Genomic DNA, 23,248 nt, shown 5'->3' on the forward strand with positions numbered 1-23,248 from the left:
TTGTCAGGGCCGGCGCTCGGAACCGACACGGCCAGCAGGCGTCTTCGGTGGTATGGCCAGCCATAGGGTGTCGTTCCCGGCCCCGGCGCGGCCGCCCGGCGGTACCGTACGAATCATGGCCTCGCGGCTGCTCCCGCTGGCCGCGACCAGGCGACTGCTCGTGGCGGTCGTGCTCGGAGCGGCGGCCGGAGTCGTCGTCGGCGTGCTCACCACCGCGTCGATGGGCGTGCTGACCGGCGTCGCCGTCGCCGGTGCGCTGTTCGTCGTGGCGGGCTGGCTGGTGCTGTGGCCGATGGACGCCGCGACCACCCGCCGCAACATGGCCCGGGAGGATTTCAAGCCCGTCCCGGACGAACTCGTCGTCGTGCTGGCCGCGCTGGGCGGGCTCGCCGCGATCGTGGTGCTGCTGATGATCGGCGAGTCGCGGAGCACCGACCGGCACGCGGCCGCCGCGGTGGCGCTCGCCGGAGTCTTCATGGCCTGGGCCAGCCTGCATCTCATGTACAGCGCGCGGTACGCGCACCTCTACTACACGCGGAACGCGCGCGGGATCGACTTCAACTCCGCGGCCGAGCCGACGTTCCGCGACTTCCTGTACTTCAGTTACAACCTCGGGATGACCTACCAGGTCTCCGACACCGACGTGGCGAGCCCTCGCATCCGGGCCGTCGTGTTGCGGCACACGCTGCTGTCCTACGTGTTCGGCACAGTCATCCTGGCGACCACGATCAACCTCGTGGCGTCCGGCTTCACGAGCTGAGTTCACGAGCTGGTCAGTCACATCGAACGGGGGATCGAGATGAGTGGTCCGGAATCTTCGTCTTTGGAGGAATCGGCCGGGGAGCCGTCGCAGCGCGATTATCACCACCCGGCCGCGGGCTGGGGCGCGGCGGTGAGCGTGGCGAAGGTGCTGGCGCACCAGCACGAGATCCCGAACGGCCCGAAGATCATCCTGAAGATGAACCACGAGGACGGCGGCTTCGACTGCCCCGGCTGCGCCTGGCCCGACGACCGCAAGGGCCTGCGCATGGACGTCTGCGAGAACGGGATCAAACACTCCACCTGGGAGATGACTCCGAAGCGGGTGGGCCGGGAGTTCTTCGCCGCGCACTCGGTCGCGGAGCTGTCCGGCTGGAGCGACTTCGCGCTGGAGGACGCGGGCCGGCTGACCGAGCCGATGGTCTACGACCCGGCCACCGACCACTACGTCCCGATCAGCTGGGCGGACGCCTTCGCGCTGGTCGGGCGTACGCTGCGCGGGCTGGACTCGCCGAACCGGGCGGCCTTCTACACCTCCGGCCGGCTCGGCAACGAGGCGAGCTTCCTCTACCAGTGGTTCGGCCGGGAGTACGGCACCAACAACTTCCCGGACTGCTCGAACATGTGCCACGAGGCCAGCGGGGTCGCGCTGCACGCCTCGATCGGCACCAACAAGGGCACGGTGGACCTGACCGACTGGGAGTCCACGGAGGCGCTGATCCTGCTGGGGGTCAACGCCGCCTCCAACGCCCCGCGCATGCTCACCTACCTGGCCAAGGCGTACCGGCGGGGCGCGATGATCGTGCACGTCAACCCGATGATCGAGGCCGCCGCGACGCGGACGATCGTGCCGCACGAGATCGTCGACATGGCGCTGTTCCAGCCGACCCGGACGAGCACGCTCAACGTCCAGCCCCGCATCGGCGGGGACGCCGCGCTGCTCCGGGGTGTGGCCAAGGCGCTGCTGGAAGCCGAGCGCACCGATCCGGCCGCGATCGACCGGCTGTTCCTCGAACGGCACACCCAAGGCTTCGACGAGTATCGGGCGGCCTGCGAGGCGACACCGTGGGACGAGATCGTGCGGCAGTCCGGCGTACCGGAGCGGCAGATCCGGCTGGTCGCCAAGATCTACCGGCGGGCGCGGGCCGCCATCATCGGCTGGTGCCTCGGCGTGACTCAGCAGGAGCACGGCGTCGACACCATCCGCGAGATCATGAACGTGCTGCTGTTGCGGGGCAACATCGGCCGCGAAGGCGCCGGCCCGTGCCCGATCCGGGGGCACAGCAACGTTCAGGGCAACCGCACCTGCGGCATCGACCACCATCCGGCGGAGGCGTTCCTCGACCGGCTCGCCGCGGCCTGCCATTTCACGCCGCCCCGGGATCCCGGGCTCGACGTGGTGGGCACGCTCGACGCGATGCACGACGGGGGCGTACGCGTCTTCGTCGGCATGGGCGGCAACTTCGCGCTGGCCACCCCGGACAGGGCGTACGCCTTCGAAGCCCTGCGCCGCTGCGACCTGACCGTGCAGGTCTCGACGAAGCTCAACCGCAGTCATCTCGTGCACGGCAAGCAGGCGCTGATCCTGCCGTGCGTGTCGCGGACGGAGAAGGACCACCAGGCGACCGGCGTGCAGGCCATTACGGTTGAGGACTCGATGAGCATGGTGCACCTGTCGATCGGCCTGAAGGAACCCGCCGCGTCGACGCTGCTGTCCGAGCCCGCGATCATCGCCGGGATGGCCCGGGCCACCCTGCCGGACACCGGTACGCCCTGGGCCGACCTGGTCGGCGACTACGACCTGATCCGGGACTACATGGCGCACACCCTGGACGGCTTCGAGGACTTCAACCGCCAGGTACGCCAGCCGCTCGGCTTCCGCATCCGCCAGCCCGCCCGCGAACGGGTCTTCCTCACCGGCAGCGGCCGGGCCGAGTTCTCCGTCGCGCCGCTGACCGACGTGATCCCGGCCGACGGGCGGCTGATGCTGAGCACCGTCCGCTCGCACGACCAGTTCAACACCACGATCTACTCCGAGGACGACCGTTATCGGGGCGTCAAGAATCTGCGTACGCTGCTGTTCATGAACCGGGCGGACATGGCCGACCGGGAACTGGCGGAGTTCGATCCGATCGACATCACCAGCATCGCCCGCGACGGCTCCCGCCGGACGGCGTACGGGTATCTCGCGGTCGCGTACGACCTTCCGCCCGGCTGCGCCGTCGGCTACATGCCGGAGCTGAACGTGCTGTGCGCGATCGGCGACTTCAGTACGCAGAGCCGCCAGCCGCTGATGAAGCACATCGCGGTGGAGGTGACCAAGGCCACCCAGCGGTGAGCCACCGGCCGCCGATTGGACTTCGACAGCGGACGGCCAGGGCTGCCATCGTGAAGCCATGATCAGCTTTGGCGCGCTGCTGGGCGTGGCGACGGTGGCGCTCGGCATGGTGCTCACCCCCGGCCCGAACATGATGTACGTCGTCTCGCGCAGCATCGGCCAGGGCCGCAAAGCCGGGCTGATCTCGCTCGGCGGCGTGGCCGTGGGCTTCATCGTCTACATCGTGGCGACCGCGCTCGGGCTGTCGGCGCTGTTCGCCGCCGTTCCGGAGCTGTACCTCGCGGTGAAGATCGCCGGTGCGCTCTACATCGGCTGGCTCGCCTGGAAGGCGCTGCGTCCCGGGGGAGTCTCGGTGTTCACGCCGGTCGAGGTGGAAGCCCACCCGCCGCACAAGCTCTTCCTGATGGGGCTGGTCACGAACCTGCTCAACCCCAAGGCCGCCATCATGTACGCGTCGATGATCCCCCAGTTCCTCGACGTGCCGGCGGGCCACCTGTTCTGGCAGAGCGTCCAGTTGGGCGCCGTGCAGTTCTGCGTCAGCATCGCGGTCAACGCCGCGCTGATCCTCGCCGCCGGCACGATCGCCGCCTACCTGGCGCGCCGGCCGAGCTGGCTGCGGATCCAGCGGTACGTCACGGGGACGCTGCTGGGCGCGATCGCGGTGAAGCTGGCCACCGACACGAGCCGTCCAGTTCCCGCCTGACCGCCTGACCGCCGTGGCCGCTGGTCGCTGGGCGCCGGGGCGCTGGGCGCCGGGGCGCTGCCATGATCAGGGTCAATTCCATGCTGCCATAGCGACACAGAAATGACCCTGATCAAGGAACGCCGAACCGCCAGCCCCGATCACACAGTGAGGACGATCTTCCCCGTCACCCGTCCGCTCTGGCTGAGCCGATGCGCCTCAGCCGCCGACGCCAGCGGCAGCACCGAGGAGACCTCCGGCCGGAGTACGCCCGCCTCGACCAGCGCCACGATTTCGCGCAGCCCGGCGTAGTCCGGCTCGACGAGGGTGAAGTGCTCGTCGGGCTCGGTCAACCGGATCAGCCGTCCACCTGCCCGCAGTACGCGCTGCGACCGCGAACCGTAGTCGCCGCCGACGGTGTCGAGGACGATGTCGATATCGCTGACGACGTCGGCGAAGTCGACCGCACGGTAGTCGATCACCTCGTCGGCGCCGAGCCGCTTGACCAGGTCGTGCTTGGCAGCGCTGGCCGTCCCGACGACGTACGCCCCACGCGCCTTGGCGATCTGCACCGCGAGGTGGCCGACGCCACCGGCCGCCGCGTGCACGAGCACCCGATCCCCCGTACGCAGTCCGCCGGTCTCGATCAGCGACTGCCAAGCGGTCAGCGCCGCCAGCGGCAAAGCGGCTGCCTCGATGTGACTGAGCCCGGCCGGTTTGCGGGCGAACTGCCGGGCGGGCGCGGTCACGAATTCGGCGTACGCCCCGGCCTGCCGGGGGAACCACGGCATTCCGAAGACCTCGTCGCCGGGCCGGTAGAGGGTGACGCCCAGGCCGACCTCCTCGACGACGCCGGAGACGTCGTAGCCGAGGATCACCGGGTCGCTCCAATAGCCGGCCCCCGATTCACGCGACTTCCAGTCGGTCGGGTTCACTCCCGCCGCGTGGACCCGGACCAGGATCTCCGTCGCGATCGGCGCCGGCCGGTCTACCTCGATCACTTCCAGCACTTCGGGGCCGCCCCAGGTTCGGGCGCTCACCGCACGCATCTTCATGCGGTCCAGCTTGGTCAGCGGGGGACGGCGTCACGAGTGGCCAGATGGTCACCTTCCGATAAGATCCGGCCATGGCTGTTCCGCATCGTGTCGCCGTCCTCGCGCTGCCCGGCGTCATCCCGTTCGAGCTGGGCATACCGTCCCGGATCTTCGGCGCGGCGAACGACGAGGGCGCGCCGCCTCGCTATGAGGTGGCCGTCTGCACGCTCGACGGCGGTCCGGTCCAGACCGAGGCCGGCTTCGGCATCACCGTCGACCACGGGCTCGAGCTGCTCGCCTCGGCGGACACCGTGGTCCTGCCGCCCTTCCACCCGCTCGACGCGGTCGCTCCGGGTTCGCCGGTGGCCGCCGGCCTCGCGGCTGCGCTCGCTTCCCTTCCGGCTGGTACGCGTAAAGTCGCGATCTGCACCGCGGCGTACGCGTTGGCCGAATGCGGGCTGCTCGACGGCCGCCCGGCGACGACCCATTGGCATGAGGCGGCCGAGTTCCAGCGGCGGCACCCACTGGTGAAAGTGGACGCCGGAGTGTTGTTCGTGGACGACGGCGACGTCCTGACCTCGGCAGGTGTGGCGTCCGGTGTGGACCTCTGCCTGCACATCGTCCGGCGCGATCACGGCAGCGACGTCGCCGCGCAGGCGGCCCGGCGGTGTGTGGTGCCGCCGTGGCGCGACGGCGGTCAGGCCCAATACGTCGAACGCCCGGTGCCCGCGGAGTCGGGATCCGGCACGGCGGCGACCCGGGAGTGGGCACTGCGCCGGTTGGCGGAACCGTTGTCGCTACAGCAATTGGCCGCGCACGCGCGGATGAGCGTACGCACCTTCACCCGCCGGTTCCGGGACGAGGTCGGGCTGACCCCGGGACAGTGGCTCATCCGGCAGCGGGTCGACCACGCCCGGGGTCTGCTGGAGAGCACCGATCTGCCGGTCGAGCTGGTCGCCCGGCGGTCCGGCTTCGGCACCGCGCTCTCGCTGCGTCAGCATCTGCGAGCCGCGGCCGGGGTGTCGCCGGCCGACTACCGGCGAACCTTCCGCGCGCGGGATTCGGCGCACCATGACATGTCGGTGGGTGCCGATACTGTGCGCCCGTGACCGAGACTGCGGGCGAGACCGCTGACACGACTGCGGACATCATCCGGGTGCGTCCCCGGGAGGACGCCGGTGAGCGCGAGACTCTGATCAGCATGCTCGACTTCTTGCGCGCGACGGTGGTCCTGAAGGTCGGCGGGCTGACCGACGAGCAGGCGGCGAGCCGTTCAGTGGCTGCGTCCGCGTTGACCCCGGCCGGGCTGGTCAAGCACCTGACGGGGGTGGAGCGCTACTGGTTCAGCATCGACTTCGCCGGGCACGATCTGCCCGAGCCCTGGTCGGCGGAGAACTCCGGCGCGTTCGCCGTCGAGCCGGGTGACACGCTGGCCGACCTCGTCGCGGCGTACCGGGCGGAGTGCGCGCGGTCCAACGCCGCGGTCGCCGACGCCGACCTCGACGAACGGGCGCACGCCGACGGCAACTCCTTCACGCTGCGCTACGCGTTCGCGCACATGATCGAGGAGACCGCGCGGCATTGCGGCCATCTCGATCTGCTCCGCGAGAGCATCGACGGCCAGACCGGTCAGTAGATTTCCATAGGCGGCGGACGGGTCCGGCTCCGTACGGTGGTCGGATGGCGATCTCGATACCGATGCTGTGGAGCGGAAACCTCACCGAGACCCTGGCGTTCTACCGGGTGCTCGGCTACACGGTCACCTACGAGATGACCCGCCCGTACGCGTACGGAGTGGTGGAGCGCGACGGCTTTCAGCTGCACTTCGGACCGACCCCGAAGGGCGTGACCGCCGAGGAGGCGTACATCGGCTGCCTGATCATGGTGGACGAGGTGGCGGCCTGGCACGCCGAGTTCAAGGCGGCGCTGCGTGGGCACTACGGCCGCATCCCGGCCCGGGGTACGCCGCGGATCACCCGGTTCCGCCCGGGGCAGACGCGGTTCACCGTGGTGGACCCGGTCGGCAACTCGGTGATCTACATCCAGCAAGGCGAACCCGACCTGGAGTACGGCGGCTCGACGGAGCTGACCGGGCTGGCCAAGGTCCTCGACAACGCGCGGATCTTCCGGGATTACAAGAACGACGATCGGAACGCCATCCGGGTGATCGAGACCGGGCTGCGCCGGTTCGGTGACACGGCGCCTGCCGCGGATCGGGAGCGGGCGCTCGCGATGCTCGCCGAACTCCAACCAGCGCTCGACGCCCCGAACCAGCCTGAGGACGCCTGAGGGGCACTGGCACCCCTCGTGCCACATTGACGGAAAGTACTTGCCTAGGAGGAAACGACACGGCTACTTTCCCCTTAGGCAAGTACTTTCTTTCAGGGGAGGGGCAGCATGACCGAGCACATGCGACCGGACGAGGCCGCGCAAGCGCTCGCCCAGGTACGCGCCACGCAGGAGCAGGTGATCGGGATGTCGATGATCCCGATCTGGTTCTGGTGGGCGATCGGCGCGCTGATGGTGGGGTTCGCGGCGGCGATAGAATCCGGCGACGACACGATCATCGGGATCGGCGTCGTGGTCTTCGTCGTCGGTGTGACGGCCAGCGTCGGCTGGGTGGTGCGGAAGGCTTTGCGCGTACAGGTGCGCAACGATCTGCTCGGGCTCCGCGGGGCCGGGCTGATCGCCGGTTTCGTCCTCGGGACCGTCGCGGTGTCGCTCGCGGCCGGCTTCGCGCTGGAGGCGGCCGACGTCGCTCATCCGGCGACCTGGGGAGAAGTGGTGACGGCGATGATCCTCGGGCTCGGCGGTCCCTGGCTCAACCGGGCGCTGCGGCGGATCATGATCGAGCGGTCGGGCGGCGGCCGATGACCAAGCCGGGGAGCCCCTCGGGTGAGCCGCCGGGAGTCAAGCCGGGGAGCCCCTCGGGTGAGCCGCCGGGAGTGCGCTCAGTCAGATCAGCGAAATTCGACGAGCTGATCCATGCGCCCACCCGGCTCGCGATCGTCTCGTTGCTCGCGGCGTCGGAGTGGGCGGACTTCAAGTTCATCCGGGACACCGTGAACCTGTCCGACTCGGCGTTGTCCAAGCAGCTGTCCACGCTGGAGGACGCGGGATACGTCGAGATCCGGAAGGGCTTCGTCGGCAAGTGGCCGCGTACCTCGGCGAGGCTCACCCGAGCCGGCCGGACCGCCTTCGACCAGCACGTCGCGGCATTGCAGGAGATCGTCGCGCGGTCCGGCGCGACGATCCTCCCGCAGTAGCGAACACCTGCTCAGCGCTTCAGCAGCTCGCGGAGCACCTGGGCGATCTCGGCCGGGGCCTCCTCCGCCATGAAGTGCCCGTACGAGACGGTCCGGTGATCGAGGTCGGGCGCCCAGGCCCGCCACCGGGCGGCGGCGTCGAAGCCGAGCGCGGCGCCCCAGTCCTGCTGGAGGACGGTCACCGGCATCCGCAGCTGGTTGCCCGAGTCGCGGTCGGCCAGGTCGTCCCGGACGTCGACGGTCGCGGAGGCGCGGTAGTCGGCGACGATCGACGGGACGGCCGCCCGGCTGGCGTCCAGGTACGCCTGGCGTACCGGGGCGGGGATCGCGTCCGGCCGACCGGCCCAGAGGTCGAGGAAGTGGCCGAAGAAGGCGTCGGCGCTCGCCTCGATCAGCTGCTCGGGCAGGCCCGGCGGCTGCGCCATGAGATACAGGTGGAACCCGATCGCGGCGGTCGTGCCGTGCATGACGTCCCACATGTCGAGGGTGGGCAGCACGTCGAGGCGGGCCAGGTGGGTGATCGTGGCCGGATGGTCCAGCCCGGCCCGGAAGGCGACCAGCGCGCCGCGATCGTGCCCGGCCAGGGCGAACCGGTCGTGCCCGAGGGCGTGCGCGACGGCGACGACGTCGGCCGCCATGGTGCGCTTGGCGTACGCGGTCTCGGCGGCTGGGCCGCCGGTGGGATCGGCGGCTGGATCGGCGGCGGGCTTGTCGCTGTCCCCGTAGCCGCGCAGGTCGGGCACGATCACGGTGTGGTCGGCCACGAGATCGGCCGCGACGTGCCGCCACATCAGGTGGGTCTGCGGGAAGCCGTGCAGCAGGACGATCGGCGGCCCCGATCCGGCGTACGCGACATTCAGCCGGACATCGCCGGAGCCGGGGAGCCGGGCGTACTGGAAAGCAGGAAGGAGTTCGTTCATGCCTCCACGGTGCGGCGCGCCGATCAGCAACGGATAAGCAGCGCTACGCTGCGCCGGGTGCGGGTCGATTTCGGGGTGCTCGGGCCGGTGGCGGCCTGGTCCGGCGCGCACGACCCGGTGGCGCTGCGGGGTCCCCGGCATCGGGCGGTGCTGGCGCGGCTGATCGTGGCGCGGACCCGGATGGTGCCGCTCGACGTGCTCATCGACGATCTCTGGCCGGTGCCGCCGGAGAACGCCGCCGCCTCGATCCGGACGTTCGTCGCCGACCTGCGCCGGGCGCTGGAACCGGACCGGCCACCGCGTACGCCGGCGAAGCTGCTGGTCACCGAGGGCCCCGGGTACGCCTTGCGAACCGGCCGGGACACCGTGGACGCCTGGCGGTTCGAGGACGCGGTGACGGCGGCGGTCAAGAGCGCCCCGGCGATCGCGGCCGAGCAGCTGGACCGGGCGCTGACCTGGTGGCGCGGTCCGGCGTACGCGGACTTCCCGGACGAGCCGTGGACCCGGCCCGACCGCACGAGACTCAACGAGCTGCGGTCGCAGGCGGTCGAAGGGCTGGCCGAGGCGCGGCTGGAACTCGGGCAGGCGGCGGCGGTGCTCGGGGACCTCGACACGCATACCGCCGAGCATCCGTGGCGGGAGAACGCGTGGCGGCTGCTGGCGCTGGCGCTCTATCGGGACGGGCGGCAGGCCGAGGCGCTCGCCGTGTTGCGGCGCGCTCGCGCGATGCTGGCCGATCAGCTCGGGCTCGACCCGGGTCCGGAGCTGGCCCGGCTGGAGGAAGGCATTCTGCGCCACGACTCGGGGCTGCGGCCGCTCGCCGGTCACGTGTGGAGCGCCGCCACCACCGCGTTCGACCGCGCGCTCGCCGCCGACGCGCGGCTCCGACTGGAATCCACTGTGGGCATTCTGCGGGGGCTCGCGGTCACCGGTGGCGAAGGCTTGCAGACGGCGCGGGAACATCGCCTGGCAGCGGTCGCCGCCGCCGAACAGCTCGGCGACCCGGAGCTGACCGCGCGGGTCATCGGCGCGTACGACGTGCCGGCCGTGTGGAGCCGGGTCGACGACCCGGACCAGGCCGCGCGGATCGTCTCCGCGGCCCGGCGCACGCTGGTCGCGCTGCCCGCGGACGCGCCGGTCGGTCCCCGCGCGCGGCTGCTCGCGACGATCGCGGTGGAATCCCGAGGGGTACGCGAGCCGCAGCCGGCCGAGTCCGCGCAGGAGTCGGTGGCGCTGGCCCGCGACCTTCAGGATCCCGGCGTCCTCGTCTTCGCGCTCAACGGGCTGTTCATGCAGAGCTTCGGCCGCTGCGGACTGGCCCCGGTTCGCGACGGCATCGGAGCCGAGCTGATCGAGGTGTCCGCCCGGCACGGCCTGCCGACCTACGAGGTCCTCGGGCACCTGGTACGCCTCCAGGCGCGCAGCGCACTCGGCGACCTGCCCGGCGCGGCCCGGTACGCCGATGCCGCCGACGCCCTGGCCGACCGGCATGATCTGCCGCTCGTCGGGGTCTTCACGACCTGGTTCCGGGCCCTTCGCCAAGCCGCCGATGACCCGGACGAGGCCGAGCACGCGTACCGGTCGGCGGCCGCGACGCTCACGGACGCGGGCATGCCGGGGTTGTCGGTGGGGCTGCTGCCGTTGGCGCTGCTCTGCGTACGGGTGACGCACGGGCGCCCGATCGGCGATCTCGACGGCTGGGGACCTTACGCGCCGTGGGCGTACCCGCATGTCCTGCTCGGCCAGGAGGAGCCCGATCGTGCTCGGGCGGCGCTGCGTGGGCTGCCGGATCCGCCCGCCGACCATGTCCAGGAGGCGCTCTGGTGCCTCGCCGGGCGGGCGGCGATCGCCGTGCGGGACGAGGAGTTGATGCGGCGGGCGTACGCCGCGTTGCTGCCCGCGGCCGGCGAGATCGCCGGGGCGGGCACCGGGCTGTTCGGCTTCGGCCCGATCGGCGCGGAGTTGAATGCCCTGGTCGCAGCAGTCGCAGCCATCGGGTGATCTACCGGGATCGCACGGGTTTTCCGCCGTGTCGTGATTGACTCGGCCACAATGTCACGCTCTGCTAGTAAATGACTACTTTGTGTGATTGCGTGTGATCTGGGGGGACCATGGGCCTGCACGGTGCGAATTCTCGAAGGCCGTTCTGGCGGAAGCGCACCATCGCGCTCGCCTGCGCGCTGGGGCTCGGCATCGGCGGCACCGTCGCCTTCATGGGCGTGGCGTTCGGTGCCTCGGGCACCCTGACGAGCCAGTTGGTCCTGGTGAGCAGCGGCAGCCGGCCGTTCGACCCCGCCTCGGGACCGGGCAAGGACGACTCGCCGATCGACGAGGTCGTGCGGACCAGCGACACCGTGACCTACCGCGTCGACCTGTCGAGCCGCGGCACCGTGGACGAGGCGACCGCCACGCTGGCCGTCGCCGGGCCGGCGAGCTTCCAGACCGTGCCGTCCCTGTGCACGAACCGTGACGACGCGATCAGCCGTGACGGCAAGGAGATCAGCTGCGACATCGGCGCGCAGACGAACCAGACCAACGGCGTCGAGTTCAGCCTCAAGGTCGACGGCGACGCGGCCAACGGGGCCGAGGTGAAGACCACGGGCACGGTCTCGGGCCAGGGTGTGGCGGCCGTGCCGGCCGGGGAGTCCACGGTGGTCGTCTCGGCGGCGCCCGAGTGGGATCTCTCGGCGACCGAGGCGCAGCCGCTGATCACCGGGGGTGCGCGCGAGGGGGTCTACGGAAACTTCATCGCGTTCCCGCTCGCGATCCTGCATCGGGGACCCGGCGTACGCGGCGTGGAGGCGCTCAACCCGGCGCTGTCGTTCGGCGTCGACCTGAGTCACCTGTACGAGGCGGAAGCGCCCGGCACGGGCGACTGGCAGCTGGTCGGCTGTTCCCCGAACGGCGTCGGCGACCCGGTGTTCCCGTCCTTGCCGGGTACGCGAGACTTCGGCACGCCCGCGACCATCGGCTGCACGCGGACGAACGACACGGTGGACGTGGTGCTCGACGGGCTCGACACGAGCATGAAGCAGACCCCGTTGCACACCTACGGCAACCTGCCCCTGCCTCTGGAGACCACTTACGCCTTCGCCGGCAAGCTCGTCGTCTTCATTCCGGGCGACGACCTGCTGAAGTTCGGCGAGTCCAAGCAGGGCGTCAACTTCCTGCGGCTGCGTACCGAACTGCCTCGGCTGGCCGTCAAGAGCATCTCGGGCGCGCTCAACGAGGGCGACCTGCCGGCCAACAACGCGGCGAGCACCGAGCTGAACGACGCCGCCGCCGGGGAGATCGCGACGCTGTTCGGCTCGGAGATGGCCAACGGCGACGCCACCATGGTCGCGCCGGGCCGGGAGACGCCGCTGGACCGCAAGGGCAAGATCACCCCGGGGACGAAGTACACCGTGCAGGTCGTCTCCAAGAACCTCGGTACGGTCGCGCACGGCGAACCCGGCCGGGTGTGCGCGGTGTTCGACAACGCCGTCCAGCAGCCCACCGGCCAGTACGCCGCGGTCGCAGCCTTGGCCGACGGCGGCAAGGAGCCGGTGCCGGGAGCGCAGCTGTCCTGGGGTGTCGGGACCGAGCCGGTCGGCCCGGCGAGCGGCTGCGGCGACGAGGAGGCCACCTGGTACCCGTCGCTGGACGCGGTGCCCGGCGGGGCCGCCGAGGTCGACCGCGCCCGGTGGATCATCACCGAGCCGCAGCCGGTCGGCTCCTACTACCGGTTCGTGCTGGAGGAGAAGATCTCGCCGTCGGCCACCGACGGAACCGAGGTCAAGACGTGGGGCCGGGCCAGCTGGGCCGGTCGGCACGGTGGTGCGGAGGAGCGCCCGGCGCCCGACGACATCAGCGCGGTCGGCCCGATGTCGGACCGGATGATCGTGCTGGCCTCGGCCGCGCGGGTCACCGTCAAGACGGCCGAGACCGGGGACAGCGCCGAGCGTCCCTCCGACGATCTGCAGTCGGTGCAGCCGGACCAGCCGGTGCGGTTCATCGTCCAGGCCACGCTGACCGACAGCACCGCCAAGGTCGGCCGGGCCTGCCCGGTCAGCGTCGACGTGACGATCCCGGCCCAGGTACGCGTCGTCGACGCCGCCGCGACCCTCGCCCCGACCGCCACGAAGAAGCTGCCCGACGGGTCGACCAGCCTGCACTGGGATCTCGGCGAGCGGCACATCAACGAGCTGCTGCCCGCCATCGACCTGCGGACGAGTGTCGCCAAGGACGTCGCGGCCGGGCACGACCTGACCGCCGTCGCGACGATCTCGACGGCCTGCGACGTGTCGCCGGCCGAGGACCGGACGGCGTCGCGCTCGCTGACCGTCACCGGGCAGGGGGCGTACCGGGTGGTCATCGAGGCCGGCGCGCCGGCCGTCGCGGTCGGCGACGACGTCTCCTTCCTGCTCAAGGAGACCAATGCCTGGACCAGCCCGGTCCGCTCCAGCGACCTGATCATGAAGGTGCCGGCCAGCGGCGACGTCGCGAACACCGCCGTCACCGGCCCGGTCGTGCTGGAGAAGGTGCAGCCCCCGGCTGGGGCGACCGTCCGGTACACCGCCGTGCCCGGCGACCGGATCGACCTGGACGTCAACGACAAGACCAACCAGCCCGGCGGCGACACCGCCTGGTGTCTCGCGGACGAGTTCGGCCAGGAGCGGTGCCCCGAGAAGATGGCGGCGGTGACCGGCATCCGGGTCAGCTCCAGCACTCCGCTGGCGGCGAACGGCACCCGGGTGACCACTGTGGTCCTCGACGCGCCGCAGTCCAAGGACGCCGAAGAACTGGGCGCGGTCTTCGGGGCCAAGGCGGACGGGCTGGCGCTGCCGGTCCGGTCCAACGACCTGACGGTACGCATGCTGGCCGGGTCGGTCAGCGGTCGCGTCTGGCGTGACCTGGACCGCGACGGCGTACGCGACGACAGCGAGCCCAATCTCGCCGGGATCCCGGTGAAGCTGACCGGCAGCCCGGAGAACTGTGCGACGGTTGAGCGCCGTGCTACGACCGACGCGCAGGGCCGGTACCGGTTCGCCGAGCTGTGCCCCGGCACCTACGAGGTGGATCTCGACGCTCCGGCCGGGTCGAAGTTCACGACCGAGAACGCGGTGACCGATCCGCAGCGCGACTCCAACGTGAACGCCACCGGCACGTCCGCCCCGCTCGCCGTACGCCGGATGTTCGTCGCCGCGCCGACCGGTCAGCAGCTCAACGACGTCAGCGACCTGCCGGCGATCGACGCGGGCCTGATCACCGAGGCGGCTGCGGCGACACCGACCCCGGCGACCAGTGGCGGCGCGCCGGTGCCGACGACCGCGCCGGGTGGGTCGGCGACGCCGTCCACCGGCAGCAGCGTCGACCCGGTCGGAGCCAGCTCGACCGCGGTGGCCGCGCCGACGTCCGGAACGACTCCGGGCAGCGGCCCGTCCGGGGCGACGCCGTCCGCCGGCAGCCTCTCCGCCGGGGCGACGCCCGGAGCGAGCGCCACCGACGACCCCGGCGTGAGCACGCTGGAGGCGCCGGTGTCCCCGACGGCGACCGACGGCTCGTCCACCGGAACCGACGGAACGGGATCCACCACCGACGGCACCGACCCGAGCAGCACGTCGGCCGCGACGAGCGGGGACGACCTGCCGCACACCGGTACGCCGGGCTGGCTGTGGCCGAGCGTGTTCACCGGGATCGCGGCGGTCCTCATCGGCTCCGTGTTGCTGGTGATCACCCTGCGGCGGCGGCGCTTCGAGTGACACCCTGACGACCGGGAGGACGCGAACGGGGGAGGACGAGAACGGGGGAGGGACGAGAACGGGGGAGGGACGAGAACGGGGGCCGCGGACGATGCCGCGGCCCCCGGTTCGCTGCGTGTCCCGTTCGGAACGGCCTGACCGTCAGGCTGCGACCGGCGTACGCCGGAAGACGGCCGGGGCGAAGGCGGCGGCCAGGCACAGCCCGGCGACCGGCATCAGGTCCAGCGTGATCGGGGGCAGCAGGATGCCGACGATCACCAGGACGGCGCTCCACCATGGCAGCTTGCGGGCGATCGCGGCCGCGACGGCGAGCGCGATCAGGCCGAGGAAGAACAGTTGCGGGCCGACGCTGTAGAAGGCGATCGTGACGCCGGGGATCGACTGGAACGAGTCGCTGAGCGACGACATCTCGGGCTTGTCGGCCGCCATGAATCCCTCGACGATGTCCGCTCCGAACTGGACGACCGAGGCCACCAGTCCGACCAGGGTCACCCCGACCATCGTGGTACGCCACCACGACGGACGCAGCATCCGCCCCAACGCGAGAACCACCGGCGCGAACAGCACCAGGCCGATGATTCCGGCGAAGTGCGCCGCTTGCCAGTCCCAGCCGGGGCCGTAGACGCCGTCGGCCTTCCCGACGAGGCGGAGGACGCCGTAGAGGGCGAGGAACAACGGCGCGGCGAGGAAGGACGGCTTCACGAAACTCATGCGCTTGATCTTGCGCGGCGGACGACGACCGCGCCTCCAGGCGTACCCCTTATTGAGACCCCGAGTTGCCCCCGAGCCGTGACCCTGAGATCGTGCAGCGGTGATCATGGCCGAGCAAGCGATGAATCAGATCAACCGCGCGGTGGGCGCGATCGTTCGCCCGCTGGGGTTCCCGGGCTCGCGCGGAGTCTGGAGCCGGATCACCGACGACGGCATCGCGGCGATCGGGACGACCCGAAGCGTCCGATCCTCGCAGCGCACGATCTATGTGCAGGTAGCGATGGGGGCTGTTCCGCGGGCCTGGTGGGAGTATCGCAACCATCGGTTCGCCCAGTGGGGTGAGTCGCCGATCCCCTATGACGCGGACGTGGTCACCCATGACATCGGTTTCGTGGAGAGTCGTCGGCGTCCCGAGGGCGCGTTCTATCACATGAAGTTCCCGCCCGACGGCTTCCGGTCGACCACTCAGGACGAAGTCGACCACGCCGTCGAACTGCTGACCGGCGCAGCGGCCGTCCTCGCCGAGACGGCGATCGACCTCGTCCGTCCCGGCCGCTATCTCGAGGACCTGAGCGCCATCACGGATCGAGGAGTGGGTTTCTGGGAACCGTTCGTCGTGTTGCTGGCCGAACGTGGCCCGTCCGCCGATCTGGACGACGCGATCGAGGAGATGTGCGGGGCTTACGACGCAAACGGTTCGGCACGACCCGACGACATCGTCGCGTACGCCCGGACCAGGGCGGCCAGCCGCTGAGTCGCTGCCCGCCAGGCATCGGCCACGGGAGGCTTGGACCCTGAAGGCTTGGACCCCGCCGCCGGGAACGGCGGGGGCCAAGGGCAGTAGTGTGAACGCTCACATAGGCGTCAGTCAAGATAACGCTGTCGCTAGTGGACTGTCCCGGCTAGACGCCGATCATCGCCTGACCGTGCGACCGAGTCCACGCGACCGGTACGCCGTCCAGCGCCAGCAGGTTGTACGCGGAGTCGTCGGGCGCTGGAGGCTTATGCGGGATGAGATCGGGGATGTCATTGGCCAGCCAGTGGCCAGGCAAGTCCTCGACGACCGCGCGGAACGACGGCCACCGCGACGGCGGCACTTGGTAGAGCACCGAGGTGTGGAAGACGACCAGCGTCGCCCCAGCCGGGGCCTGTGCGGCGAGCGCGGGCAGCGCCTCGACGAGGTCGCCGCGGACGAGCAGCGGCGGGTCGGCCGCGGCGATCTCGGCCGCCTGGCGCAGCCGGTCGCGGCGATGCAGATGGTCCGGCCAGATGAGCGCGTCGAGCCAGGCGACGTCGGCCGGATCGGTGACGTCGAGCGGGTTCAGATCGATCCCGGCGCGCCAGACGACCTCCGGCCGGGCCGCCGGCGGTTCGATCCCGGTCAGCGCGCTCTCCAGCACCGGGCCGCCATCGCCGAGGGCGTGGGACCCGTAGCGGTAGCTGTAGCGATCGGGGTAGAGGCAGAGCCCGGCGGACGCGCCGACTTCCAGCAACGCCAGCGGCTGGGGGAGCGAGGCCAGGATCGGCAGCAGCACCGCGCACCGGCCGGGCTCGTTGGTCTGTGTCGCCCGCTGTCGCATTTCCGCCTCGATCGCGGGCCACCGGCCGACGGTGAAATCGCGGAAGGCCACCGGGTCCCCGACCGGGCCGCCGAGGAGGCGTACGACGCCGAAGAGCAGCTGAGGCTGGGTCTGATCAGGAATCAGTCGCAGCAGAACGGGGTCGGTCGCGATGAACGAGCCGAGCCGCTCGTAGACGGGCGACACGTTGCGCGCCTCGGATTCGGCGAACTCGGCGTAGATCTCCGCCACGCTCATGGGACCCCTCCGCGATGCGCGATCTCATATATGAGATAGTCCTCGCCATGCCTGAAAGCCTGACCCGCTCCGGTGACACGCTACGCCGCATCGGCACCCTCATCCGCGACGCCCGCCGCCACCGCGGCTGGTCCCAAGCCCGCCTGGCCGAGGCCCTGGGTACCAGCCAGAGCGCGATCAACCGGATCGAACAGGGCAACCAGAATCTCAGCCTCGACACGCTCGGCCGCATCTCCGAGGTCCTCGACTCCGAGATCGTCTCGCTCGGCCACTCCGGCCCGATGCACCTGCGCATCGAGGGCGGGCGCAAGCTGTCCGGCAGCATCAACGTCAAGACCAGCAAGAACGCCGGGGTCGCGCTGCTGTGCGCGTCACTGCTCAACCGTGGGCGTACCACGCTGCGCAAGGTCGCGCGGATCGAGGAGGTCAACCGCATCCTCGAGGTCCTCGGCAGCATCGGGGTCAAGCACCGCTGGCTCAACGACGACAACGACCTCGAGATCACCCCGCCCGCACGGTTCGACCTCGACTCGCTCGACGTCGCGGCGGCGCGGCGCACGCGCAGCATCATCATGTTCCTCGCCCCGCTCATGCACGACCACGGCATGTTCTCCCTGCCGTACGCCGGAGGCTGCGACCTGGGCACGCGAACCGTCGAGCCGCACCTGATCGCGTTGCGCCCGTTCGGCCTGGAGGTGAAGGCGACCGGCGGTTTCTACCACGCCGACGTCGACCCCAGCGTGCATCCGTCCCGGCCGGTCGTGCTGACCGAACGCGGCGACACGGTGACCGAGAACGCCCTGATGGCGGCGGCCCGGCGGGACGCGGTGACGGTCATCCGCAACGCCAGCCCGAACTACATGGTGCAGGACCTCTGCTTCTTCCTCACCGACCTCGGCGTACGCATCGATGGCATCGGCACCACGACGCTGACCGTGCACGGCAAGCCGATCATCGACTCCGATGTGGACTACGCGCCGTCCGAGGACCCCATCGAGGCGATGAGCCTCATCGCCGCCGCCGTCGTCACCGAATCCGAGATCACCGTACGCCGCGTGCCGATCGAGTTCATGGAGATCGAACTGGCGCTGCTGACGGAGATGGGACTCGACTACGACCAGACCGACGAATACTTCGCCGCCAACGGGCGTACGCGTCTGGTCGACGTGACCGTGCGACCCTCGCGCCTGCGCGCCCCGATCGACAAGATCCACCCGATGCCGTTCCCCGGCCTGAACATCGACAACCTGCCGTTCTTCGCGCTGATCGCGGCGGTGGCCGACGGGTCGACCCTGCTGCACGACTGGGTCTACGAGAACCGGGCGCTGCACCTGACCGAGCTGACCAAGCTCGGCGCGCGGGTGACGCTGATGGACCCGCACCGGCTGCACATCACCGGTCCGACGCACTGGTCCGGTGCCGAGGTGGTCTGCCCGCCCGCGCTGCGGCCCGCGGTCGTCGTCCTGCTGGCGATGCTGGCGGCGAAGGGCACGTCGGTGCTGCGCCACGTGTACGTCATCAATCGCGGTTACGAGCAGCTGGCCGAGCGCCTCACCGAGCTGGGGGCGAGCATCGAGACCTTCCGCGACATCTAAAAAGTTAGCAGTGAACCCGCCCGAAGGGTATCGGGTCAATTGCTGAGTGCGCAGCTCACGGGCCAGTCGTAAGGTCTGCTCTGGCCGCTGGAACTTCTGGTGGCCAGAGAAGGAGTCTTGTGACCTACCCGCGTGCCCTCACCGAACTGTTCCTGCAGGACGAGCCGAGGGCGAAGGCCCGTAGCATCAACCCTCCGGCCGGCGAGCCCCGGCATGCCAAGCGGATCGCCCTCAAGGCGCGCCGCCGGCAGACCCGGGACCTAGGTACGATCTGACCCTTCGACGAGCCCGGCCCACCCTGCATGCGTGGGCCGGGCTCCTCGGTCCCCGATCTCGCGCCGCTTCCCGATCTCGCGCCGCTTCCCGATCTCGCATTGTGGTCAGCGAACCAGGCGGAAGAACGAGCGCAGCTCCCGGACGAACGTCTCGGGCTGCTCGAAGGCCGCGAAATGGCCGCCCCGGTCCGGTTCACCCCAGTAGCGGATGTCGGTGAATCGGCGGGCCGCCCAGCGCCGGGACGGGCGAGGGTTCTCCCTCGGGAAGACCGAGCATCCGGCCGGCACGGCGATCACGTCCGCCGCCGACTCGGTGAAGATCTGCTGCACATGGCGAAAGCTCTCCCAGTACAGCCGGGCGGCCGAGGCCCCGGTGCCGGTCAGCCAGTAGAGCATGACGTTGTCGAGGAGCCGGTCGCGACTGATGACGTCGTGCAGGTCGCCGTCATGGTCGGACCAGGACCAGAACTTCTCCGCGAGCCAGGCGCAGAGCGCGGCGGGCGAGTCGGTCAGGGCGTACCCGATCGTCTGGGGACGGGTGGACTGCTCCAGCGAATAGCCGTCCTCCTCGCGTCCGGCTCGGCGCAGATCGGCCAGCGCACTCTCCTCGGCCGGCGTCAGAGAATCCATCGTGGACGGATCGGGTGGGGCCAGCGGTGGGACCAGGTGGATTCCGGCCAGCCGGGCGGCGTCGATCCGGCCCAGGTACGCCGTGACGCTGGTTCCCCAATCGCTTCCGGCGGCGGCGTACCGGTGGTAGTCGAGCCGCTCCATCAGCGTGGCCCAGGCGGCGCCGATCCGTTCGACGCCCCAGCCGGAGGTGACCGGTTTGCCGCTGAAGGCGTACCCGGGCAGGGAAGGGCAGACGACGTCGAAGGCGTCCGCCGGGTCCGGCGGATCGGTCAACGCCGGGATCGCGGCCAGGAACTCGACGAACGATCCGGGCCACCCGTGCGTCAGCACCAGCGGCAACGCACCGGGATGCGGCGAGCGTACGTGGACGAAGTGGATGTCCAGGCCGTCGATCGCGGTGACGAACTGCGGGAAGGTGTTGAGCCAGGACTCCCGGGCTCGCCAGTCGTAGCCGTCGGCCCAGTACGCGCACAGCTCCCGCAGGTACCTCAGCGGCACGCCCTGAGAGCGGTCGGTCTCCCGCTCCGGCCACCGCGTACGCCGTAGCCGGTCGGCGAGGTCGTCCAGATCCGCCGCCGGGACGGCGATCCGGAACTCTCTGATCGCCGCGGCCATCAGTCGGGCTGGGCGGCCGGTCCGAGGCCGCGGGCGACCGCCGACAGCGGCGGGGATGAATTCGGCTGGGCTACAGCGACCATGATCCTCGGCGTACCCGGGCAGAAGGGACGCCGAAACCACCGCACCTCGGGCATGATCGACGAGCCGGCGCGACAGTTGATACCTTCCGGCGGTGAGCCTCCCCGACCTCGCCGTCGCCACCGTCGCCGGCCTGCGTGCGCTCCTCGACTCCGGCGAGGTGACGAGCAGCGACATCGTCGCGGCGCACCTCGACCAGATCCGGCGCTACGACAGAGTCTTCGGCGCGATCCGCTGCCTGGCCCCGGACGCGCTGGAGCAGGCGGACTACAGCGACCGCGTACGCCGGGAGGAGGGCGCACGCAGTCCGATCGAGGGCCTGCCGGTGCTGGTCAAGGACAACATCGACGTCGCGGGGCTGCCGACGACCGGTGGCGCGCTCGCGCTGGAGCACAGTGTTCCCCTGCTCGACGCCCCGATCGTCGCCAAGCTGCGGTCGGCCGGCGCGGTGGTGCTGGGGAAGACGAATCTGTCCGAACTGGCGAACTTCCTCACCGAGGACATGCCGTCCGGCTACTCCGCCCTGGGCGGGCAGGTGCTCAACCCGTACGACACGGCGCTCACGCCGAGCGGCAGCAGCAGCGGCTCCGGCGCGGCCGCGGCCCTCGGGTACGCGCCGCTGACCGTCGGCACCGAGACGGACGGCTCGATCACGAGCCCGGCCGACTTCCAGAGCCTGGTCGGGATGAAGCCGACGCTCGGCCTGGTCAGCCGGACGGGCATCCTGCCGATCGCGCCCAGTCAGGACACCGCCGGGCCGATGACGCGTACGGTGGCGGACGCGGCGGCGTTGCTCGCCGCGATCGCCGGACCGGACGTGGCCGACTCGGTGACCGCCGCGTCAGGCGGGGTCGCCGAGGCCTTGCAGAACCTCATGTTCGACGTACGCCACCTGCGCGGTGCGCGGATCGCCGTGGTCCAGTCCGACGACGCCGAGTTCCCGCAAGCGGCGTTGGCGGCGTTGCGGCGGGCTGGAGCGTCTCTTGTGGACGTGTCGATGCCGGAGAGCGGGCACGACGACGAACTCGCCGTGCTGCACTACGAATTCGGTCCCGCCGTCGACCAGTACCTGGCCGGGCTGGGTCCGGACGCGCCGATGCGTACGCTCGCCGATATTCAGGCCTTCAACGTCGAGCACGCCGACGTCGCGCTCAAGTTCCGGCAGGTCCACGTGGACACCGCGCTGGCCGTCGAGCACGTGGCGCAGCGGTCGGCGTACCAGCAGGCCCGGTCGCGGGACCTCGCCGTCGCCGTCGAGAGCCTCACCGCCGCCCTCGGCGACAACGAGTTCCTCGCCTTCAGCGGGGCGTCCGGCTGTTCCTGGGCGGCCCGCGCCGGCTGGCCGAGCATCGTGATCCCGGCCGCGTACGCCGAGGACAACCGTCGTCCCAAGGGACTGATGTTCGTGGCGCGCCCGTGGAGCGACGCGCGGCTGCTCCAGCTCGCGTACGCCGCGGAACAGGTGCACCCGGTGCGGCGTACGCCGTTCGAGGTGAACCCGGCGGCGTTCCGCAACCTCTAGGCGCGCCGGCGCCGCCGGATCCGGAACAGTCCGATGAGGACGGACAGCCCGGTCGCGACCGCGACGCCGGCCGCGATCGGGATCGGCGCCCACAGGCTGCCGGTGGCCGCTTCGGCGATGATCGGCGCGGACGAGGAGACGCTCGCCGACGGCGCCGGGTGCGCCTCCTCCGGCGTCACGAGGTGCCCGACGGAGGTGCCCGACGGCAGGCTGAATCCCCAGTCGAGCAGCGCCGCCCCCTGTTGCCAGCCGCGCTGCGGCTTCGGCTCGGCGCCCATGAGCGTCACGACGAGCCGGCGGCCGTTGCGTTCGGCCGCGCCGACGTAGGTGTGCCGGGCCAGACTGGTGAACCCCGTCTTCCCGCCGAGCGCGCCGGGGTAGTTGTAGATCAGCTGGTTCTCGTTCTGGATCTGGAAACCCTTGTGCTTCGGCGGCTGCGCCGGGATCTGCGTACGCTGCGTCAGCGCGTACTTGCGGAAGGTCTCGTTGTCGAAGCACACCCGGGCGATCAGCGCCAGGTCGTACGCGCTGGTGAACTGGCCTTTGCCGTCATAGCCGGACGGGGTCACGGCGTGCGTCTGGAAGGCCCCGAGCTTCGCCGCCTCGGCGTTCATCCCCTGTACGCCCGCCGCCACGGTGCCGCCGCCCAGCCGGGCCAGGACGGTCGCGGCGTCGTTGCCGGACTGGAGCAGCAGGCCGAGCCAGAGCGTCTCGACGCTGTACTTGCCGTTGGTGACCAGGCCGACTTTGGAGCTGTCCCAGGGGACCTGCTTGAGATCGTCGGCGGTGACCGTGGCGATCTGCGCCGGGTCGAGTTTGTCCAGGTAAGTGGCGGTCAGCAGCAGCTTCTGCACGCTCGCCGGGGTGCCGTACTCGTGCGCCCCGCACGCGCCCAGGATCTCGCCGGTGTCCAGATCGGCGACCACCCAGGAGATCGCGGTGTTCGCGGGCGGGCTCGCGACGCCGGACGGGACGACCAGACCGGGCGAGGCGAGCTGCTCGCCGCCGATCGCCTTCTGTGCCGCGTTGTCGGCGGGCGGGGTGGGCCGCTTCGGGCGGGAGACCTTGGGGGCGACGGCCTTCGGACAGGGGATCGGGGCGTTCGCAGACGCAGACGCAGACGCCGATGGCGTGGCGGTCGGCTCCGCCAGCGCGGCCGACGGGGTGCTCCAGGGGACCGCGAGGGCGGCGGTGGTGAGCACGACGGTCAGGCGGCGTCGGGCGGAGGAACTCATGGGGCGCAACGGTAGCCGGTCCGG

The 23,248-nt window shown here is 70.8% G+C and carries 19 protein-coding genes; 13 read left to right on the forward strand and 6 right to left on the reverse strand.

The genetic code is table 11. The annotated features are described in order from the left end of the window. The first annotated feature begins 115 nt into the window (after nucleotides 1–115). The 3 genes from AB0M47_RS24750 to AB0M47_RS24760 are packed head-to-tail and all read left to right on the forward strand — an operon-like array spanning nucleotide 116 to nucleotide 3,800. On the forward strand, nucleotides 116–760 hold the full coding sequence (locus AB0M47_RS24750; RefSeq protein WP_363418106.1) for a DUF1345 domain-containing protein: 645 nt from the start codon (nucleotides 116–118) through the stop codon (nucleotides 758–760). A 39-nt stretch (nucleotides 761–799) separates the two neighbouring features. Continuing rightward, nucleotides 800–3,097: an FdhF/YdeP family oxidoreductase gene (locus tag AB0M47_RS24755; protein WP_363418108.1), complete on the forward strand. Its 2,298-nt coding sequence runs from the start codon at nucleotides 800–802 to the stop codon at nucleotides 3,095–3,097. Between the two features lie 58 nt (nucleotides 3,098–3,155). After that, nucleotides 3,156–3,800: a LysE family translocator gene (locus AB0M47_RS24760; RefSeq protein WP_363418110.1), complete on the forward strand. Its 645-nt coding sequence runs from the start codon at nucleotides 3,156–3,158 to the stop codon at nucleotides 3,798–3,800. 140 nt (nucleotides 3,801–3,940) lie between these two features. Here the strand turns inward: AB0M47_RS24760 and AB0M47_RS24765 are convergent, their stop codons facing one another. Then, nucleotides 3,941–4,834, reverse strand: a complete 894-nt coding sequence (locus AB0M47_RS24765; protein ID WP_363418112.1) for an NADP-dependent oxidoreductase — start codon at nucleotides 4,832–4,834, stop codon at nucleotides 3,941–3,943. Between the two features lie 71 nt (nucleotides 4,835–4,905). On the opposite strand from AB0M47_RS24765, the gene AB0M47_RS24770 reads away from it, so the two are divergent. The 5 genes from AB0M47_RS24770 (at nucleotide 4,906) to AB0M47_RS24790 (ending at nucleotide 8,079) form a co-directional block, all read left to right on the forward strand. Further along, on the forward strand, nucleotides 4,906–5,922 hold the full coding sequence (locus tag AB0M47_RS24770) for a helix-turn-helix domain-containing protein (protein ID WP_363418114.1): 1,017 nt from the start codon (nucleotides 4,906–4,908) through the stop codon (nucleotides 5,920–5,922). Then, nucleotides 5,919–6,449, forward strand: a complete 531-nt coding sequence (locus AB0M47_RS24775) for a DinB family protein (protein ID WP_363418116.1) — start codon at nucleotides 5,919–5,921, stop codon at nucleotides 6,447–6,449. Before AB0M47_RS24770 ends, AB0M47_RS24775 begins: the two co-directional genes overlap by 4 nt. 44 nt (nucleotides 6,450–6,493) lie before the next feature. Then, nucleotides 6,494–7,102, forward strand: coding sequence for a glyoxalase (locus tag AB0M47_RS24780; RefSeq protein WP_363418118.1), 609 nt, complete (start codon nucleotides 6,494–6,496; stop codon nucleotides 7,100–7,102). Nucleotides 7,103–7,210: 108 nt separating this feature from the next. After that, nucleotides 7,211–7,687 carry a hypothetical protein gene (locus tag AB0M47_RS24785; protein WP_363418120.1) on the forward strand — a complete coding sequence of 159 codons (477 nt, stop codon included), beginning with the start codon at nucleotides 7,211–7,213 and terminating at the stop codon, nucleotides 7,685–7,687. A 71-nt stretch (nucleotides 7,688–7,758) separates the two neighbouring features. Next, the gene (locus AB0M47_RS24790; protein WP_363418122.1) at nucleotides 7,759–8,079 is read left to right on the forward strand and encodes a transcriptional regulator; all 321 of its coding nucleotides are present in this window, start codon (nucleotides 7,759–7,761) and stop codon (nucleotides 8,077–8,079) included. Between the two features lie 11 nt (nucleotides 8,080–8,090). Here the strand turns inward: AB0M47_RS24790 and AB0M47_RS24795 are convergent, their stop codons facing one another. Continuing rightward, entirely contained in the window at nucleotides 8,091–8,999 is a 909-nt protein-coding gene (locus AB0M47_RS24795) for an alpha/beta hydrolase (RefSeq protein WP_363418124.1), read from the reverse strand. Nucleotides 9,000–9,056: 57 nt separating this feature from the next. On the opposite strand from AB0M47_RS24795, the gene AB0M47_RS24800 reads away from it, so the two are divergent. Both AB0M47_RS24800 and AB0M47_RS24805 read left to right on the forward strand, forming a co-directional pair. Further along, nucleotides 9,057–11,000, forward strand: a complete 1,944-nt coding sequence (locus AB0M47_RS24800) for a BTAD domain-containing putative transcriptional regulator (protein ID WP_363418126.1) — start codon at nucleotides 9,057–9,059, stop codon at nucleotides 10,998–11,000. 110 nt (nucleotides 11,001–11,110) lie between these two features. Then, complete coding sequence (locus AB0M47_RS24805) at nucleotides 11,111–14,740, forward strand: SdrD B-like domain-containing protein (protein WP_363418128.1); 3,630 nt, start codon at nucleotides 11,111–11,113, stop codon at nucleotides 14,738–14,740. A gap of 141 nt (nucleotides 14,741–14,881) precedes the next feature. On the opposite strand, the gene AB0M47_RS24810 is transcribed toward AB0M47_RS24805, so the two are convergent. Continuing rightward, nucleotides 14,882–15,451 carry a hypothetical protein gene (locus AB0M47_RS24810; protein WP_363418130.1) on the reverse strand — a complete coding sequence of 190 codons (570 nt, stop codon included), beginning with the start codon at nucleotides 15,449–15,451 and terminating at the stop codon, nucleotides 14,882–14,884. Between the two features lie 121 nt (nucleotides 15,452–15,572). Between AB0M47_RS24810 and AB0M47_RS24815 the strand changes: the two genes are divergently transcribed. Beyond that, a complete protein-coding gene (locus tag AB0M47_RS24815; RefSeq protein ID WP_363418132.1) occupies nucleotides 15,573–16,205 on the forward strand; it encodes a hypothetical protein in 633 nt (210 codons plus the stop codon). A 148-nt stretch (nucleotides 16,206–16,353) separates the two neighbouring features. On the opposite strand, the gene AB0M47_RS24820 is transcribed toward AB0M47_RS24815, so the two are convergent. Beyond that, nucleotides 16,354–17,268, reverse strand: a complete 915-nt coding sequence (locus AB0M47_RS24820; RefSeq protein WP_363418134.1) for a DUF2332 domain-containing protein — start codon at nucleotides 17,266–17,268, stop codon at nucleotides 16,354–16,356. 47 nt (nucleotides 17,269–17,315) lie between these two features. Here AB0M47_RS24820 and AB0M47_RS24825 point away from each other — a divergent pair, with 47 nt between their 5' ends. Further along, the gene (locus AB0M47_RS24825) at nucleotides 17,316–18,863 is read left to right on the forward strand and encodes a UDP-N-acetylglucosamine 1-carboxyvinyltransferase (protein ID WP_363418136.1); all 1,548 of its coding nucleotides are present in this window, start codon (nucleotides 17,316–17,318) and stop codon (nucleotides 18,861–18,863) included. Nucleotides 18,864–19,243: 380 nt separating this feature from the next. Here the strand turns inward: AB0M47_RS24825 and AB0M47_RS24830 are convergent, their stop codons facing one another. Next, entirely contained in the window at nucleotides 19,244–20,386 is a 1,143-nt protein-coding gene (locus AB0M47_RS24830) for an epoxide hydrolase family protein (RefSeq protein WP_363418137.1), read from the reverse strand. 175 nt (nucleotides 20,387–20,561) lie between these two features. On the opposite strand from AB0M47_RS24830, the gene AB0M47_RS24835 reads away from it, so the two are divergent. Next, nucleotides 20,562–21,989: an amidase family protein gene (locus tag AB0M47_RS24835; RefSeq protein WP_363418139.1), complete on the forward strand. Its 1,428-nt coding sequence runs from the start codon at nucleotides 20,562–20,564 to the stop codon at nucleotides 21,987–21,989. On the opposite strand, the gene AB0M47_RS24840 is transcribed toward AB0M47_RS24835, so the two are convergent. Then, complete coding sequence (locus AB0M47_RS24840) at nucleotides 21,986–23,224, reverse strand: D-alanyl-D-alanine carboxypeptidase (RefSeq protein WP_363418141.1); 1,239 nt, start codon at nucleotides 23,222–23,224, stop codon at nucleotides 21,986–21,988. The genes AB0M47_RS24835 and AB0M47_RS24840 overlap by 4 nt on opposite strands. Between the last annotated feature and the right edge of the window lie 24 nt (nucleotides 23,225–23,248).

The sequence above is a fragment of the Hamadaea sp. NPDC051192 genome, assembly GCF_040682475.1.
Lineage (GTDB): Bacteria > Actinomycetota > Actinomycetes > Mycobacteriales > Micromonosporaceae > Hamadaea > Hamadaea flava.

What these genes read in the sequence shown, in the direction of transcription:
- AB0M47_RS24750 (WP_363418106.1), top strand. Translation starts at nt 116, where the DNA reads ATGGCCTCGCGGCTGCTCCCGCTGGCCGCGACCAGGCGACTGCTCGTG.
- AB0M47_RS24755 (WP_363418108.1), top strand. Translation starts at nt 800, where the DNA reads ATGAGTGGTCCGGAATCTTCGTCTTTGGAGGAATCGGCCGGGGAGCCG.
- AB0M47_RS24760 (WP_363418110.1), top strand. Translation starts at nt 3,156, where the DNA reads ATGATCAGCTTTGGCGCGCTGCTGGGCGTGGCGACGGTGGCGCTCGGC.
- AB0M47_RS24765 (WP_363418112.1), bottom strand. Translation starts at nt 4,834, where the DNA reads ATGAAGATGCGTGCGGTGAGCGCCCGAACCTGGGGCGGCCCCGAAGTG.
- AB0M47_RS24770 (WP_363418114.1), top strand. Translation starts at nt 4,906, where the DNA reads ATGGCTGTTCCGCATCGTGTCGCCGTCCTCGCGCTGCCCGGCGTCATC.
- AB0M47_RS24780 (WP_363418118.1), top strand. Translation starts at nt 6,494, where the DNA reads ATGGCGATCTCGATACCGATGCTGTGGAGCGGAAACCTCACCGAGACC.
- AB0M47_RS24785 (WP_363418120.1), top strand. Translation starts at nt 7,211, where the DNA reads ATGACCGAGCACATGCGACCGGACGAGGCCGCGCAAGCGCTCGCCCAG.
- AB0M47_RS24795 (WP_363418124.1), bottom strand. Translation starts at nt 8,999, where the DNA reads ATGAACGAACTCCTTCCTGCTTTCCAGTACGCCCGGCTCCCCGGCTCC.
- AB0M47_RS24805 (WP_363418128.1), top strand. Translation starts at nt 11,111, where the DNA reads ATGGGCCTGCACGGTGCGAATTCTCGAAGGCCGTTCTGGCGGAAGCGC.
- AB0M47_RS24810 (WP_363418130.1), bottom strand. Translation starts at nt 15,451, where the DNA reads ATGAGTTTCGTGAAGCCGTCCTTCCTCGCCGCGCCGTTGTTCCTCGCC.
- AB0M47_RS24815 (WP_363418132.1), top strand. Translation starts at nt 15,573, where the DNA reads ATGAATCAGATCAACCGCGCGGTGGGCGCGATCGTTCGCCCGCTGGGG.
- AB0M47_RS24820 (WP_363418134.1), bottom strand. Translation starts at nt 17,268, where the DNA reads ATGAGCGTGGCGGAGATCTACGCCGAGTTCGCCGAATCCGAGGCGCGC.
- AB0M47_RS24825 (WP_363418136.1), top strand. Translation starts at nt 17,316, where the DNA reads ATGCCTGAAAGCCTGACCCGCTCCGGTGACACGCTACGCCGCATCGGC.
- AB0M47_RS24830 (WP_363418137.1), bottom strand. Translation starts at nt 20,386, where the DNA reads ATGGCCGCGGCGATCAGAGAGTTCCGGATCGCCGTCCCGGCGGCGGAT.
- AB0M47_RS24840 (WP_363418141.1), bottom strand. Translation starts at nt 23,224, where the DNA reads ATGAGTTCCTCCGCCCGACGCCGCCTGACCGTCGTGCTCACCACCGCC.